The sequence below is a fragment of the Streptomyces sp. O3 genome (genome assembly GCF_054788135.1).
The window spans coordinates 69,231-83,758 of the sequence record NZ_JBTVYK010000029.1; the positions used below are offsets into that span (position 1 = coordinate 69,231).

Sequence of the window (14,528 nt, forward strand, 5' to 3'; positions counted from 1 at the left end):
TACGGCCGCCCGCCGCACTCGGGGCGGTGGGCCGGTCAGCCGAACGGCCGCGCGGCCACCGGCGGTGGCCGCGGCGGGCGTCGCCCGAGCGGTCCAGCGACGTCGCCGTGCCGGGCGGCGCGCACGCGACAGCCGACGGCGACCGGGACCGGTCACCCCTGACGGTGAACCGCGGGGCGGGCGTGACTCACCCGCCCGTCGGCTCCCGCGTCAGCTGTGGCTCGGCAGGCGTCACAGGCGCGGGGCCCAGGAGCACCGCTCGGGCCACCCTCGGCGCGAACAGCGAGGTGATCGGAGAGGCCAGGCCCAGCACGGACCGGAAAGCCGCTCCCACTTCCGGGTCACCCGGAGCCCGTTGCTGGAGGCGCTTCATGTACCAGCCCGCCGCGCGGTCCACGGCCGGGACGGTGACCGCGTTGCCCACCGCGCCCGGCATGCCCCGGTCCGCGCTGGCCGACAGGTCCCAGGCCTGCCGCGACGCCTCGAACAGCGCCCGCTGAACCGTGTGTGTCGTCGGTGTGCGCCGTGGATCGGACAGCGCGTCACGCAGCGCCACCGCGCTCAGCGCCGCGACCGACATGCCCTGGCCGTAGATCGGGTTGAACGTGCACAACGCGTCGCCCGTCACAAGGAATCCGGCGGGGCGGCGGCCCGGACGGTCGTAGCGGCGGCGGACGTTCGCGGTCTGGCGGAAGCCGAAGGGCGGCGAGTCCGGCTTGGCGTCCCGCAGCCAGTCATGGATGAGCGGGTGCGGGAGACGGGCCGCGAACGCGGCGAACCCGTCCTCGTCCGTGGGCGGTTCACAGCCCCGCAGGCCCGACAGGATCGCCAGATAGCGCCCGTCCTCGAGCGGCAGCACCCCGCCCCCGTACACCTGCGACGGATTCGGGAAGACGTAGTAAGCGAGGGATTCGGAGCCGAGGTTGGCGCTCTTGTTGTGGTAGATCCGTGAGGCGTACGCGAGACCGGTGTCGATGGTCTCCTCGGCGGGCGGTTCGGCGCCGAGCGCCGACAGCCACCGCGGGGCGTGTGAACCGCGTCCCGACGCGTCCACCACCAGATCCGCCTCCCACGCCTGCGGCTGCCGCTCGTCAACCTGGGCCGCGGCCCCGCGCTGGCGCACCAGCACGCCCCGCACCCGCCGGGCGTCGCCGAGCAGTCCGACGGCTTCCGCCGATGTGACCGCGGTGATCGCCGGATGGGCCAGCACCCTTTGCCGCACCAGGTGTTCGAGCTGTGCCCGCGAGCCGGTGGAGATGTGCGTACTGGCCGCCGTACGCCGATACCAGCGTCCGCTCATCCACTGCACCATGTCCGACGGCATGCCGACCCGCGGGGCGCCCGAGTCCCCCAACTCGTCCATGAAGCCCGGCAGTAGCGCGTCCAGCGCGCGCTGTCCGCCTTCCAGCAGTACATGGACATGCCGCCCCTGTGGCACGCCGGGGCGCGGCTCGGGTCCCTCGGGAAGGGCGTCGCGCTCCACGACCGTCACCCGGTCGGCGTGCTGGGCCAGGACGTGGGCCGCCAGCAGCCCGGCCAGACTGCCACCGATGACCACGGCGTGACGCCCGTCCGTATTCCGCCGCCAGCCGCCGTGCCCCTGCGTGTCGTCCACCATGCGTGTGCCTCTCCTGGTCGTCGAGCCGGTTCAGGGAATCAGGAAGAACCGGAACCACCAGTATCCTGGCAGGACTTGCGGCGTCTGGGCTGTTCTGCGCCATTCAGGCCCGTGTGGCGGAACCCGCCTGGGCCGCGGCCTCAGTCGCACCCGTCTCGGCAGCCGCACCCGGTCTGGCAGCCGCACGGGCCGCCCGCCTTCGCGTCGGGCGCCTCGGCGACGGGCGCCTCGGCGACGGGCGCCGCGCAGCAGCCTTCGCCCCGCCAGGCGTCGCGGCCTTCCTTGACGGCGACGGCGGCGATGGCCAGCGCGGCGGCCGGGTCGGCCCACGACCAGCCGAACGCGGCGTTGAGGACCAGGCCGACCAGCAGCACCGCGGAGAGATACGTGCACAGCAGGGTCTGCTTGGAGTCGGCGACCGCCGACGCGGAGCCGAGCTCCCGCCCGGCCCGGCGCTGGGCGGCGGACAGGAACGGCATCACCGCGAGCGACAGGGCGGCGATGACGATGCCGGGCAGCGACCGTTCGGCCTCGCCCGTTCCGGCCAGCGCGCGGACGGCGTCGACGCCGACATAGGCGGCGAGCGCGAAGAACGAGACGGCGATGATCCGCAGGGCGGCACGCTCGCGGGCCTCGCGTACCGCGTGCTCGCGGGCGGAGAACTGCCAGGCGACCGCGGCGGCGGAGGACACCTCGACGACGGAGTCCAGGCCGAAGCCGACGAGCGCGGTGGAGGAGGCGATCACCCCCGCGGTGAGGGCGACGACCGCCTCGACGACGTTATAGACGATGGTCGCGCCGACCAGCAGCCGGATACGCCTGGTGAGGACGTCGCGGCGGGCCCGCGAGGGGCCGAGTGATATCGCGGTCATCCTCAGCAACAGCCCTTCGACCGGGCGTCCGGGCAGCTCTTGTCCGCCTCGACCGCCACCACGGCGTCGCGCAGGTCGTCGAGCGCGTGCCCGAGCCGCGCGTCGGCCAGCTCGTAGCGGGTACGGCGGCCGACGGGCACGGCGACGACGAGACCGCAGTCACGCAGGCACGCCAGGTGATTCGACAGCCGGGTACGGGAGATGCCCAGGGCGTCGGCCAGGTCGGACGGATGGGCCGGTGCCCGGCGCAGCGCGAGCAGCAGCCGGCAGCGGATCGGGTCGGCGAGCGCGCGGCCGAAGCGGGCCAGCACCTCGATGTCGGAAGCAACAGTCAGCACACCATGACAGTACACGAAGTCATGAATTCAGAAAAGCCTGAACTGTTGTCGGGAGTGGCGCGAGGCCTAGAAGCCGAACACCTGGGTCCAGGTCCAGTCGTCGTCCACCAGGCCGATGCCCATGGTGGTGAGCGAGCAGTTGAGGATATTGGCGCGGTGGCCCTCGGAGTTCATCCAGGCCCGCATCACGCTCTCCGGGGAGCTCTGGCCCTGGGCGATGTTCTCGGCGCCGGGGGAGTCATAGCCCTGCGCGCGGGCCCGGTCGCCGAAGCTGCGTCCGTCCTGGCTGGTGTGGCTGAAGTAGCCGTTCGCCGACATGTCCTCGCTGTGCAGTTGGGCGGCGCGGGCGAGGCGGCCGTCGGACTTCACGGGGCCGCATCCCGCCTTGGACCGCTCGGTGTTGACGATCGCGAGGACCCTTTCGGCCGTGGTGCTCGCGGGGCGCGCCGGGGGCGCGGGCGGCGGTGCGGGCTTGGCGGTGGTCGCGGGCCTGGGCTTGGACGGCGCGGGCGTGGGAGTGGGTGCGGGCTTCGCCTTCGTACGAGTCGGCCGGGGGCTGGGCGAGGCCGTCTCGCTGGGCGAGGACGACGGGGAAGACGAGGGCGAGAGGGAGGGAGAGGGGGAGGGCGACGGGGAGGGCGAGGCGGCGGGCGAAGGCGAGGCGGTGGGCCGCGTCGGCACCGGGGACCGCGCGTCGGCCGCCGAACGCACCACGCGCGCGTCCCCGTCTCCGTCCTCGTCCGACGGCAGCAGCGTCATCGTCGCGACCGTGCCTCCCGCGAGCAGCGCGGCGACGGCCGCCGCCACGGCGGCGCGCCGCCGACGCCGGTGTATTCGCCTTTGGGCGCGGCGGCTCCGGCGGTCGGTCGGGAGTCCGCCGCCCGCTGCCCCCACGGTGGTGGCGTCGTGACCACCGGGCCCACCAGGTTTACCGGGCCCACCAGGTTCACCGGACCCGTCCGCGCCCGACCGGCCGTTCGCGGCCGCGAGACCGATGTGATCCGCGCGATCCGCGCGATCCGCGAGACCCGTCAGCCCGGCCAGCGCCCCGGCCACCGGTACGAGTCCGAGACCCGCCAGCAACCCCTCCGCGGGAACCAGCCCCGCCCCGAACCCCGCACAGACCACACAGTCCCGCGCGTGCCGCGAGATCCGCTTGCGCCACAGCGGCGACGGGACGCCGTCCCAGTTCCCGGTCACCTGGCCGAGACCAGCGCAGCGAGGTGTCGCGGACAGTGTCCGCACTACCAGACGGGCCGTCTCCAGCTGTGCCTTCATCCGCTGCACCCGTACCGCCGTGTGCTGCGTGGACAGCTCCAGCGCCGCGGCCACCTCGGACCGGGTCAGCTCACCGGCCGCCTCCAGCCACCACAGCGAAAGCAGCTCACGATCGTCGTCGTCCAGCCAGCGGGTGGCTTCCGCGACCTCCCGCCGCTGCCCTTCCAGACCAAGCCGCAGAATCGTCAGATCCGCGAAGTCCGCGCCCGGAGCGGCCACGTCGTGGGCGTCCCGCAGATCCGAGCTGACCGGCGCGTACCGCTGCCGGTGGCGGTAGGTGCGTATCTGGTTCATCGCGATGGCCACCAGCCAGGAGCGGAAGCACCCGGCGTCGCGCAGCGAGCCGAGACGGCCGAGTGCGCGGAGCATGGTGTCCTGCACCACGTCGTCGACGTCGGTGTGCCCGCGCAGCGCCCGGCCGACGATGTTGTACACCAGCGGCAGATACGCGGCGACCAGCTCGTCCTGCGCCCGTAGGTCGCCCCGCCGCGCCGCCTCTACTGTCGCCCGGTCGGATTCCCCGCTCGTTGCCACGGCTGTCCACTTCCCTTCTCGGCCCTGGTCTGTCCGTCAGACATGAGAGGAGACAAACGGCCGACGGCGGCATAACAGAAAGTGCGCCGGACGTGGCCGAGGGATGTGGGTGAGCGAGGCGGACGCCGTCGCTACGCGCCCCTGGCGCGCACGGCGCTGAAGTCGAAGTCCGCCTCAAGGTTGCGCATCGTTTCCTCGGCCGCTTCGCGAACCGTGGCGGGAACGTCGCCGCGTTCCTCGACGAGGCCGTCGTAAATCGGTGCTTCGGCGTGGGTCATACTCACGTTTGGGTTCCTGTTTCCGGTGCGTGACAGTCGGTGATCCGCTTCTGCGAAAAGCCTGGGCGAGTGTACGGGGGAGCGGCGCGGGTACACACAAGGGGTCCAGTGGGTGGGCCGCCGCGGCGAGCGTACCGGCCAAACGATCTACACGGGGTAATCCAGCTCACACGGGGCGCACGGCAGGACGCGGATAGGTCCTGGACTGCTTGACGCTGCCGAACGCGAAGCTGGACTCGATCGACGCGATGCCGGGAATCGCGTGAATACGCGTGCGGACCAGCACCTCGTACGCCTCCAGGCTCTCGATCACGACCCGCAGCAGGTAGTCGCTGCTCCCGGCCATCAGATAGCAGTCCTGGATGTGCTCGATGAGGCCGACGTGCTCCTCGAACACATTGACCGCCTCCGCCGTGTGCCGGTCCAGCCGGATACGGACGAACACGGTGATCGGAAGCCCGAAGGCCACCTGGTCGACCATCGCCGTGTAGCCGCGGATGAGACCCGCCTGCTCAAGTCGGCGAACCCGCCGCAGGCACGGCGAGGGGGACAGGCGTACCCGGTCGGCGAGGTCCTGGTTGGACAGCCGTCCGTCGGCCTGCAGCTCACGGATGATCCCCAGATCAACAGCGTCCATTGTCACTCCTTGGCAGATTCTGCCCTGAAGGTAGTTCTGAGAGGCAGAATACGCAATCGTATGCCCCCACCTGTGGCCTAACGTTGCTCATCGCAGGACTGGAGCAGGTCAACGGCACCAGTCAACAGGTCAACAGGTCAACAGCGGGAGGAAGAGCGCGTTGGTCGCGACGAACACCACGGAGGCGGCGCCGCCCGCCGGGCCCCGGCCCCCCGAGGCGGCCGAGCCCCGGACAGCGGGTCGCGGGATCTCCCCGAACGCGGTCGCCGTGCTGGCCCTGGGGCTGACCGTGGCGATCTGGGCCGGGTTCGCGCTCAGCGCACGCGCGCTGAGCGCCTCCACCTTGCTGCCCGCCGACGCGGCTCTGCTGCGCTTCGGCACCCCCCTGGTCGTCCTGGCGCCCGCGCTGTGGCGGCGTCGGCGGAGACTGGCGGCGGTACGGCCCGGCCCCGCGGCGAAGATCATCTGCGGTGCCGGGGTGCCGTTCTTCCTGGCCGCGATGTACGGCGGCTCCCTCACCTCCGCCGCGTTCGTCGGCTCGCTCATACCCGGCATGGTCCCGCTGTTCGTCTCCGCCCTGATGGTCGCGAACGGACGGGGCGCGCCACGCGGCACGCAGGCCGTCGGCCTGGTCCTGATCGCCGTCGGCGTCCTCGCCCTGGTCTGGCGCTACACGGTCGCCCTGGACGGTGACGTACTGCTCGGCTCCGGCGTGCTCCTGCTGGCCAGCGGGCTGTGGGCGCTGTACACGGTGGGGCTCAAGGAAGTAGACCTCGACCCCGTCGGGTCGATCGGTCTGCTGTGCCTGCCCTCGTTCGCCGTCATCGCCCTGCTCGCGCTGACCGGCGTACTGCCCACCGGCATCGCGGACGCGGCGGGCGGCGACATCGCCCTGTTCCTCGGCGTGCAGGGACTCGGCGTCGGTCTGTGCGCCGGGCTGCTGTACGCGTTCGCGATCCGCAGGCTGGGCGCGGAACGCAGCTCCGTACTGGGCAGCCTCAGCCCGGTCGCCGTCGTCCTGCTCGCCATCCCGCTCCTTGACGAGTCCCCCACGCTCACCGTGCTGGTGGGCGTCCCCCTGATCACCACCGGCGTCGTGCTGTCCAACCGGCGCCCCCGACCCGAGGTTCCCGCCGATGTTTGAGCTGCTCCCCACCCCGCCCGCCGACCCGCTGTGGGACCTGGCGGCCGCGTACGCCCAGGACACCCGCCCCGACCGGCTGAACCTCGTCGTCGGCGTCTACCGGGACCACACCGGCGCCACCCCCGTCATGGCGGCCGTCCGCGAGGCCGAGATACGCCTGGCGGAGCGCGCCCCGTCCAAGGAGTACCGGGGGCTGTCCGGCAACCTCGCCTTCAACCGCGCGATGGTGTCGACGATCCTGGGAAGCGGGGACGTCGACGAGGCCCTCCGCACCGACGGGATCCGCGTCGACGGAACCCCGGAGGCGGGCGGCCTGGCCGACCGGGCCACCGCGGTCCAGACCGTCGCGGGCACCGGCGCGCTGCGGCTGCTGGCCGACCTGATCCACCACACCCGCCCCGGCGCGACGGTGTGGATCAGCGACCCCGCGTACGTCAACCACCGCCCCATCCTGGAAGCCGCCGGGCTGACGGTACGGACCTACACCTGGCTCGGCGCCGACGGACGCGCCGACGAGGCGGGCATGCTGCGGGACCTGCGCGACGCCGGACGCGGCGACGTCGTCCTGCTCCAGGGCTGCTGCCACAACCCCACCGGCGTCGACCTGTCCTTCGACGCCTGGCGGTCCGTGGCCGAACTGGCCGAGTCCGGCGGCTGGGTGCCGTTCGTCGACCTCGCCTACCACGGTCTCGGCGACGGCCTGGAGGCCGACCTGCGGGCCACCCGCATGCTGGCGGCGCGCGTTCCGGAGATGCTGATCGCCGTCAGCTGCTCGAAGAACTTCGGCCTCTACAGCGACCGTACCGGCTGCGCGATCGTCCTCAGCCCGTCCGCCCGGACCCTGCGCCACGCCGAGACCTCCCTGCAGAACATCGCCCGCACGCTGTACTCCATGCCGCCGGAGCACGGCGCCGCCGTGGTGACCGCCGTCCTCGAGGACGCGGAGCTGCGGTCCGCCTGGCGATCCGAACTGGACGTCATGCGCGGCCGGATCACCGCCAACCGGTCGGACCTGGTGGCCCACCTGAACGGCCTGGGCCATCCCGAACAGGCGGAGACCGTCTCCCGGCAGAAAGGCATGTTCTCGACCCTGCCCCTGAACCCCGATCAGATGCGGGTCCTGCGCGAGCAGTTCGCCGTCTACGGCACGGTCTCGGGCCGCGTCAACATCGCGGGCATCGCCGCGCACCGCATCCCCTACCTCGCGTGGGCCATCGCGTCCGTGCTCGACCCGGCGCACGCGCCCGCCTGACGCGGCGTCGGCACCGGCGGGCTAGGCCCTGACTCTGTCGGGGATCCTCAAGATCCCCGACAGAGTCAGGGCCTAGGCGTCCCCCTGGCCCGTCCCCTTCTCTCGCTGCTCCTTCTTCTCCTTGATGCGTACAGCTTCCTTGCGGACCTCGGCCTGGGTGTCGCGTTCCCGCCGCAGCCACTCCGGGCTGTCCGCCTTCAACGCGTCGATCTGCTCCGTCGTGAGCGGCTCGGTGACTCCGCCCCGCGCGAGACCCGAGATGGAGACGCCCAGCTTCGCCGCGACCACGGGCCGGGGGTGCGGGCCGTCACGCCGCAGCTCACGCAGCCACTGGGGCGGATCCGCCTGCAGCGCGTTGAGCTCGGCGCGCGAGACGACACCCTCCTGGAACTCGACGGGGGTGGCTTCGAGGTACACGCCCAGCTTCTTCGCCGCGGTCGCGGGCTTCATCGTCTGGGCGCTCTTGTGCGACGTCATGAGGTCAAGGGTATCGATCGTGTGCGCTACCGCTGACCACGACCGGTAACCTGGCGGAGTGACCGGCTCGCAAGCAACCCCTTCGTTTCGGCTCGCCTACGTTCCGGGGGTGACGCCCGCCAAGTGGGTGCGGATCTGGAACGAGCGGCTGCCCGACATCCCCCTGACCCTGGTCCCGGTGTCCGCCGCCGAAGCCCCCGAGGCGTTGCGCCGCGGCGACGCCGACGCCGGATTCGTCCGCCTGCCGGTCGACCGCACGGACTTCAGCGCGATCCCCCTGTACACCGAGACCACGGTGGTCGTGATCCCGAAGGACCACATCGTGGCGGCGGTCGACGAGGTCTCGGCCGATGACCTGGCCGACGACATCGTGCTGCACCCACTCGACGAGACCCTGGAATGGGAGCGCCGACCGGGGCGGCCCGCGAACGAGCGGCCCGCCACGACGGCGGACGCCGTCGCGCTCGTGGCGGCGGGCGTGGGCCTGCTCGTCGTCCCGCAGTCGCTCGCCCGCCTGCACCATCGCAGGGACCTCACCTACCGGCCGGTGTCGGACGCCCCCGCGTCGAGGGTCGCGCTGGCGTGGCCGGAGGAGAAGACCACCGACCTCGTCGAGGACTTCATCGGCATCGTCCGTGGCCGCACCGTCAACAGCTCACGCGGCCGCACTCCGGCCACCCCGGCACGGTCCAAGCCCCAGCGCCCCGAAGCGGGCGGCGCCGCCCAGCGCAAGCCCGCACCCGGCAAGCCGACCGGCAAGAGCGCGCGAGGCGGCTCGGGCGGCCCCAAGGGCGGCAAGCGCGGCACGAAACCCGGCGGCAAGCACGGGGGCAAGCACGGCAGACCGCGCCGCCGTTCATAGCTCGGGGCCGAGAAGATCTGAGCCGAGAAGATCTGAGCCGAGAAGATCTGAGCCGAGATGGCCTAGCGCGTGTCCGGGGCCGCCACACACAGCACGGCGACCCGCTGGACGAGGTTGTTGGCGAACCCGCCGCGGTTCCACGGCTGGTCGAGGGGCTGGCCGTGGCCCGCGCCGTCGTACGCGCGGACGCTGAGCTCATGACGGCCGGGCGCAGCCGTCCAGTACGCCCGCCAGCGCCGCCAGGCCCAGGCGTGCCCGTCCGGCGGCGCAAGCTCGGCCGCACTCCAGACGCGGCCGCCGTCGGTGCTCACCTCCACGCCGGTCACCGGGGCGTGACCGGACCACGCCCGGCCCTCCAGCCGCACCCGGCCGGGGCGTACGATCCGGGTCCGGGACATGAAGTCCGGGAACCCCGGTGGGATCATCAGGGCCCGCGGGGCGATCCGGGTGACCGGTTCGCCGGGCTCGTCGGGATCGTCGGGCGACCACCGGACGCGGTACGCCACCTCCTGCTGGAAGCCCCGGAACGGTACGTCGCTGAGCGCGATGTCGCGCAGCCACTTCACGTGCGCCATGCCGTACCACCCCGGAACCACCAGACGCAGCGGATGGCCGTGCTGCGGGGGCAGCGGACGGCCGTTCATCGCGTACGCCACCAGGACCTCCGGATCCCGGCCCAGGGCCACCGACAGCGGCAGACTGCGCTGGTAGTCCTGCTCGACACCCCGCTCGACGCCGTGGTCCGCCCCGGTGAAAACGGCCTCGACGGCGTCCGCCGCCACACCAGCGTCGGCGAGCAGCGTGCGCAGCGGCACCCCGGTCCACTCTGCGGTCCCGACCGCCTCGACCAGCCACGGCTGGCTCACCGGCCGGGGCACGAGCCGGGCCCGGCCGTTGCCCGCGCACTCCATCGTCACGCGCTGTGTCCGCGCGGGGAAGGACCGCAGCGTCGGCAGGTCGAGGACCAGCGGCGTGCGGACCCGGCCGCGCACGGTGAGTCGCCAGGTGCCGGCGTCGGCGGCGGGGATGTCGTAGTGCACGAGTACGTAGTGCAGCCCGGCCGGAGTCAGGTCGTAGCGCAGGGCCTCCAGCGGCAGACCGTGGTTACGGGCCGCGAGCGCGAGCTCCTCCAGACTGACGGCCTCGTCGGGACCCGCGAGGCGTGCTGGCGCGCTGACGTCGCCGATGTCACCGACATCGCCGATGTCATCGGCGGCACTGGTCCGCGCGGCGTCCATACCCCCCATGGTGCTCGCCGCGCGGGCCCTGGGCATCTCGCGGCTGTATACGCTGGCGGGCGGCCGATACGGATACCCTTGCCCCGGAGAGACACAGACAGAGAGACGCAGGGAGAGCCCGCCTTGTCCGAGCGGTCCGTCGGGCCCCGCCCCACCCTGGAAGCCGTAGCCGCCCGCGCGGGTGTCTCCCGAGCCACCGTGTCCCGCGTCGTCAACGGCGGCGCCGGCGTCCGTGCCCCGCTGGCCGACAAGGTGCGGCAGGCGGTCGACGAGCTCGGATACGTACCGAACCACGCGGCGCGCACCCTCGTCACCCGCCGCAACGGCGCGGTCGGGGTAGTGATCGCCGAGCCCGAGTTCCGGATCTTCTCGGACCCCTTCTTCGAGCGGCAGCTGCGCGGGATAAGCCGTGAACTCGCCGCACATGACACCCAGTTGGTGCTGCTGTGGGTGGAGGGCCGCGGCGACCTCGACCGGATAGCACGCTACCTCGACGGCGGCCATGTCGATGGAGCGCTCGCCTTCTCGCTGCACAACCACGACGACCTGCCCGCGCTCATCGGCCGCGCGAGGATTCCCGCGGTGTTCGGCGGCCGCCCGCCCGCGGGCCTCGGCCGCACCATCCCCTACGTCGACTGCGACAACCGGGGCGGCGCTCGGGAAGCCGTGCGCCACCTGCGCTCCCTGGGCCGGAGGAACATCGCCCTCATCGCGGGGCCGCGCGACCAGACGTCGGCGCTCGACCGGATCGACGGATATCACGACGTGCTGGCGGACGCCGACCCCGCGCTGCTGTGCCAGGGCGACTTCACCGTGGACAGCGGCGCACGGGCGATGGCGGATCTCCTCGACCGCCGCCCGGACGTCGACGGCGTGTTCGCCTCCAACGACCTGATGGCGTCCGGCGCTCTGCGTACCCTGCGCGAGCGGGGCCTGCGGGTGCCCCAGGACGTGGCGCTCGTCGGCTTCGACGACGTGAGTTCGGTGACCGAGACGACGCGACCGGCCCTGACCACGGTGCGGCAGGACATCGAGGGCATGGGCCGGCTGATGGTCCGACTGCTGATGCGGCTGCTGGACGACGCCACGAGCGACCCGCCCGCCCCGGTCGTCACCCCCACCACACTGGTGCGGCGGGCGTCGGCCTGACCTCCGACGCCCGCCGCGCCCCAAGGAGCGGCTCAGCCGTGACGGCTCAGTCGTGACGGCTCAGCTGTAGGGGATGACCAGGACCGAGTCGGCGGTGCCGGTCCGCAGCGACGACGGGCCGTCGCCGATGGCGCTCCAGACCTCCAGTCGCACCGTCCCGCCCTTGAGGTCACCGAGTGCTCCGGTGGACGCCTTCAACCCCCGCGCCTGGGTGTACCCCTCCCATCCGGGCACGGGATCGGTCGCGAAGTAGCCGTAGGTCTCGGTCCGTTCAAAGTCGCCGTCGCCGGTGAGGTCGTAGCTGACGCGGGCCTGCTGGCCGAGTGCGACCGTTGTGCCCGCGTCCACCTGGAGCCGGAAGGCGGTCGAACCACCCGGAGTGAGCGTGCCGTTGACTCCGCGGGCCTCGTACACGAGCGGCTTGTACGGGGTGCCGTCGTGATTGGCGCCGTCGGCTGACGGGACGGTGTCGCTGCCCGGTGTGCCGTCGGTGGCCGTGGTGAGCGCACCGCCGCTGCGCAGCTCGAAGGTGTCACCCGTCGGCGGGTCCGGATCCGGGTCCGGGTCGGGATCCGGGTCGCCGGTACCCGTGCGGGTGGCCGCGGAACGGGTGGGCACGAACAGGGACGTACCGTCCGAGAAGGTCACCGTGCGGGCGGCCGGACCGTGGTTGTGCGCGGCGTAGGTACGTACGGTTCCCTTGCGGAACACGGCCGAGGCCGGGATGGACCCGGTCACGGCCGCGTCGGGCGCGCCGAGCGTGTCCAGGGTGGTGATCCAGTGGTACGTATGCGCCTTGGACTCGCCCTGCTCGGGGGTGTAACCCGCGTGGCCCGCATCCCATTTGGACCGCGCGGCCGCGGGGTCGGCCAGCGACTCGAACTCCCAGAGGATGTCCCGCCATTCGACGGCCGGGCCGTCGTTCTCCCGCTCCATCTCGGCGATGTTGCGCCGGATGGCCGCTCGGTGCCCGCCCAGGTGCAGTGAACCACCGGTCACCGGCAGGACGTTGATGCCGTGGATCTCCTCGGGGTTCGCGGTCCACCAGGTAGCGTACGTCGCGCCGCTGCCCCACACCATGCCGACCGTGTCATGCCCGTAGGAGGACGGGAAGACCTGCTCGTCGGCGTCGAACCAGTACTGGGCGATGGCCTCGGACTCCGTGGTCAGCAGGAAGGCGCCGAGGTCGCGTAGCGAGGCGTCGCCGGTCGCCGAACCCCACAGCACCAGGGCGGCACTGAGGTTGCTGGACTCCGAGGACGACTCCTGGTTGTTTCCGGCGGCGAAGCCCTGGTGCCCGGAGGCCCAACTGTGGCCCGCGTAGACGTCGAAGCCGCGCAGGAAGGGAAAGGAGGCGTCGCCGCGGCTGGGGTTGGCCGCGTCGCGGATCAGCGTCTTCACCATGCCGCCCCAGGCGGAGTCGGCGGCCCAGCCCTGGTCGTACTGGGCGACTACGGCGGCCGCGTACACATAGTAGCCGTAGTGGAAGTGATGGTCGTTGAGCTCCGTGTCGCTGCCGTAGGAGGCGGGGTACCCGATGAGGGTCCGCCAGTCCTCGTCGTACGAGAACTCACCCGCGCCGCCCGCGGTGAACCATTCCTGGAGCCTGCCCTTGATCAGCCCGAGGAGTCTGTCGCGCAGGCCGTCCTCGCCGATCTGCTCGGCGAGGGGCACGAGTTGGGCGAGAGGGGCACGAGTTGGGCGAGACGGCCGAGCGCCTTGCCGGTCCAGTAGGTGTCGCTCGCGCCGGAGAACGGGTCGTCGGCGCTGAGCACGTCGTTCAGATAGCCGCGCAGGCGGGCCGCGTCGACGCCGTCCGACTTCGGCAGCGCGGGCAGCACTCCGGACGACTTCTGGCCGGTGGTGAAGGAGGCGGACTCGCGGACCTTCATCGTCCCGCGCGGGGACACGTACGTGTACGGGGTGAGCGGATCCGCGGTGTGCAGCCACTGATGCCGGTACAGGGCCTGGAGCGTGCCGCGCTCGGAGCCCTCCTCGGCCCGAGTCGTCAGCGTGTACGTGGCCTTCACCGTGCCGTCGCGGTAACTCCAGTCCACCCTGGAGCCGGTGACGAAGCTGTACGCGTACCTCGCGTACGTGGCGAGCGCGCCCCTGGAGGGCAGCACGGCCAGCGAGAAGTGGTCCCGGTAGCCCAGGTCCGCGCGGATGACGGAGCCGGAGACGTGCCAGTCGCTGCCGGTGGGCGCGAACAGCGCGTAGTGGTGGCCGCCGACGGTGATGCCGAGGACGTTGCCCTGGTCCGCGAAGACGACGGGCGCGCCAGCCGTGGTGATCTGCGCGTCCGCGCCGGAGCCCTTGGCGTACACGAACGGCAGACCGTGGCCGATGGTGGTGCGCAGGGTACGGACGCCGTCGGACCAGTAGGGCGTCACGGTCCAGTCGGACCAGTCGTCGGCCTTGGTGTCAGGGGAGTTGAGTCCGGCGAGTCCGATGGTGAGATCGCGCTTGTGGGCGAACTCGTACTGACGGCCGTCGCCGACGACGGCCGGGTCGGTCGGATAGCCGACGTCGAGCCCGCCCGATGTGGCCTGGTAGGTGAGGGGGTGTCCGTACATCGGGGTGGAGTACGGGTTGTCGTCGTAGCGCTGGAAGGCCAGCGATGACCACCAGTCGTTGGTGGGCACGGGGCGGTTCGCGGCGGCGTCGGTCACCTTGGGCGTCACCGGTCTGCCAGTGGTGGTGGCGGGTCCCGACGTGCCCGCGGGGCGGGTGTCGGAGTAACTGCCGGATCCGACGGGCACGGTGGCGGCGGCCGCCGAGGCGGCCGCCCGGCCCAGTCCGCCGGCGGCCCCGGCGGTGGACACGACCAGCGCCGCGGGGGGTGGGGTGG

The 14,528-nt window shown here is 72.2% G+C and carries 12 protein-coding genes and 1 pseudogene; 4 read left to right on the forward strand and 9 right to left on the reverse strand.

What is annotated here, in order from left to right:
• Nucleotides 1-187: 187 nt before the first annotated feature.
• From ACX6XY_RS16695 to ACX6XY_RS16720, 6 genes are all read right to left on the reverse strand, one after another.
• Complete coding sequence (locus ACX6XY_RS16695; RefSeq protein ID WP_460331142.1) at nt 188-1,618, reverse strand: FAD-dependent oxidoreductase; 1,431 nt, start codon at nt 1,616-1,618, stop codon at nt 188-190.
• A 140-nt stretch (nt 1,619-1,758) separates the two neighbouring features.
• Complete coding sequence (locus ACX6XY_RS16700; RefSeq protein ID WP_460331145.1) at nt 1,759-2,490, reverse strand: cation transporter; 732 nt, start codon at nt 2,488-2,490, stop codon at nt 1,759-1,761.
• A gap of 2 nt (nt 2,491-2,492) precedes the next feature.
• Nucleotides 2,493-2,828, reverse strand: a complete 336-nt coding sequence (locus ACX6XY_RS16705) for an ArsR/SmtB family transcription factor (RefSeq protein WP_460331147.1) — start codon at nt 2,826-2,828, stop codon at nt 2,493-2,495.
• 66 nt (nt 2,829-2,894) lie between these two features.
• Nucleotides 2,895-4,640 carry a sigma-70 family RNA polymerase sigma factor gene (locus ACX6XY_RS16710; protein WP_460331150.1) on the reverse strand — a complete coding sequence of 582 codons (1,746 nt, stop codon included), beginning with the start codon at nt 4,638-4,640 and terminating at the stop codon, nt 2,895-2,897.
• Nucleotides 4,641-4,771: 131 nt separating this feature from the next.
• Nucleotides 4,772-4,924, reverse strand: a complete 153-nt coding sequence (locus tag ACX6XY_RS16715; protein WP_460331181.1) for a hypothetical protein — start codon at nt 4,922-4,924, stop codon at nt 4,772-4,774.
• Nucleotides 4,925-5,084: 160 nt separating this feature from the next.
• The gene (locus ACX6XY_RS16720; protein WP_460331152.1) at nt 5,085-5,555 is read right to left on the reverse strand and encodes an Lrp/AsnC family transcriptional regulator; all 471 of its coding nucleotides are present in this window, start codon (nt 5,553-5,555) and stop codon (nt 5,085-5,087) included.
• A gap of 160 nt (nt 5,556-5,715) precedes the next feature.
• Between ACX6XY_RS16720 and ACX6XY_RS16725 the strand changes: the two genes are divergently transcribed.
• Together ACX6XY_RS16725 and ACX6XY_RS16730 are read left to right on the forward strand one after the other, a co-directional pair.
• Nucleotides 5,716-6,699: a DMT family transporter gene (locus ACX6XY_RS16725; RefSeq protein WP_460331155.1), complete on the forward strand. Its 984-nt coding sequence runs from the start codon at nt 5,716-5,718 to the stop codon at nt 6,697-6,699.
• Nucleotides 6,692-7,951 carry an amino acid aminotransferase gene (locus ACX6XY_RS16730; protein WP_460331158.1) on the forward strand — a complete coding sequence of 420 codons (1,260 nt, stop codon included), beginning with the start codon at nt 6,692-6,694 and terminating at the stop codon, nt 7,949-7,951. The genes ACX6XY_RS16725 and ACX6XY_RS16730 overlap by 8 nt, the downstream gene beginning before the upstream one ends.
• 72 nt (nt 7,952-8,023) lie before the next feature.
• Here the strand turns inward: ACX6XY_RS16730 and ACX6XY_RS16735 are convergent, their stop codons facing one another.
• Nucleotides 8,024-8,428 carry a DUF5997 family protein gene (locus tag ACX6XY_RS16735; RefSeq protein ID WP_460331161.1) on the reverse strand — a complete coding sequence of 135 codons (405 nt, stop codon included), beginning with the start codon at nt 8,426-8,428 and terminating at the stop codon, nt 8,024-8,026.
• Between the two features lie 58 nt (nt 8,429-8,486).
• Between ACX6XY_RS16735 and ACX6XY_RS16740 the strand changes: the two genes are divergently transcribed.
• A complete protein-coding gene (locus ACX6XY_RS16740; RefSeq protein ID WP_460331164.1) occupies nt 8,487-9,290 on the forward strand; it encodes a LysR family substrate-binding domain-containing protein in 804 nt (267 codons plus the stop codon).
• Nucleotides 9,291-9,352: 62 nt separating this feature from the next.
• Here ACX6XY_RS16740 and ACX6XY_RS16745 read toward each other — a convergent pair whose 3' ends face one another.
• On the reverse strand, nt 9,353-10,528 hold the full coding sequence (locus tag ACX6XY_RS16745; protein ID WP_460331167.1) for a sulfite oxidase: 1,176 nt from the start codon (nt 10,526-10,528) through the stop codon (nt 9,353-9,355).
• 123 nt (nt 10,529-10,651) lie between these two features.
• On the opposite strand from ACX6XY_RS16745, the gene ACX6XY_RS16750 reads away from it, so the two are divergent.
• Nucleotides 10,652-11,677 carry a LacI family DNA-binding transcriptional regulator gene (locus ACX6XY_RS16750; protein ID WP_460331170.1) on the forward strand — a complete coding sequence of 342 codons (1,026 nt, stop codon included), beginning with the start codon at nt 10,652-10,654 and terminating at the stop codon, nt 11,675-11,677.
• A 60-nt stretch (nt 11,678-11,737) separates the two neighbouring features.
• Here ACX6XY_RS16750 and ACX6XY_RS16755 read toward each other — a convergent pair.
• Nucleotides 11,738-14,508: pseudogene (locus ACX6XY_RS16755) on the reverse strand (glycosyl hydrolase).
• Nucleotides 14,509-14,528: the final 20 nt, after the last annotated feature.

What these genes read in the sequence shown, in the direction of transcription:
- ACX6XY_RS16695 (WP_460331142.1), bottom strand. Translation starts at nt 1,618, where the DNA reads ATGGTGGACGACACGCAGGGGCACGGCGGCTGGCGGCGGAATACGGAC.
- ACX6XY_RS16700 (WP_460331145.1), bottom strand. Translation starts at nt 2,490, where the DNA reads ATGACCGCGATATCACTCGGCCCCTCGCGGGCCCGCCGCGACGTCCTC.
- ACX6XY_RS16720 (WP_460331152.1), bottom strand. Translation starts at nt 5,555, where the DNA reads ATGGACGCTGTTGATCTGGGGATCATCCGTGAGCTGCAGGCCGACGGA.
- ACX6XY_RS16730 (WP_460331158.1), top strand. Translation starts at nt 6,692, where the DNA reads ATGTTTGAGCTGCTCCCCACCCCGCCCGCCGACCCGCTGTGGGACCTG.
- ACX6XY_RS16735 (WP_460331161.1), bottom strand. Translation starts at nt 8,428, where the DNA reads ATGACGTCGCACAAGAGCGCCCAGACGATGAAGCCCGCGACCGCGGCG.
- ACX6XY_RS16745 (WP_460331167.1), bottom strand. Translation starts at nt 10,528, where the DNA reads ATGGACGCCGCGCGGACCAGTGCCGCCGATGACATCGGCGATGTCGGT.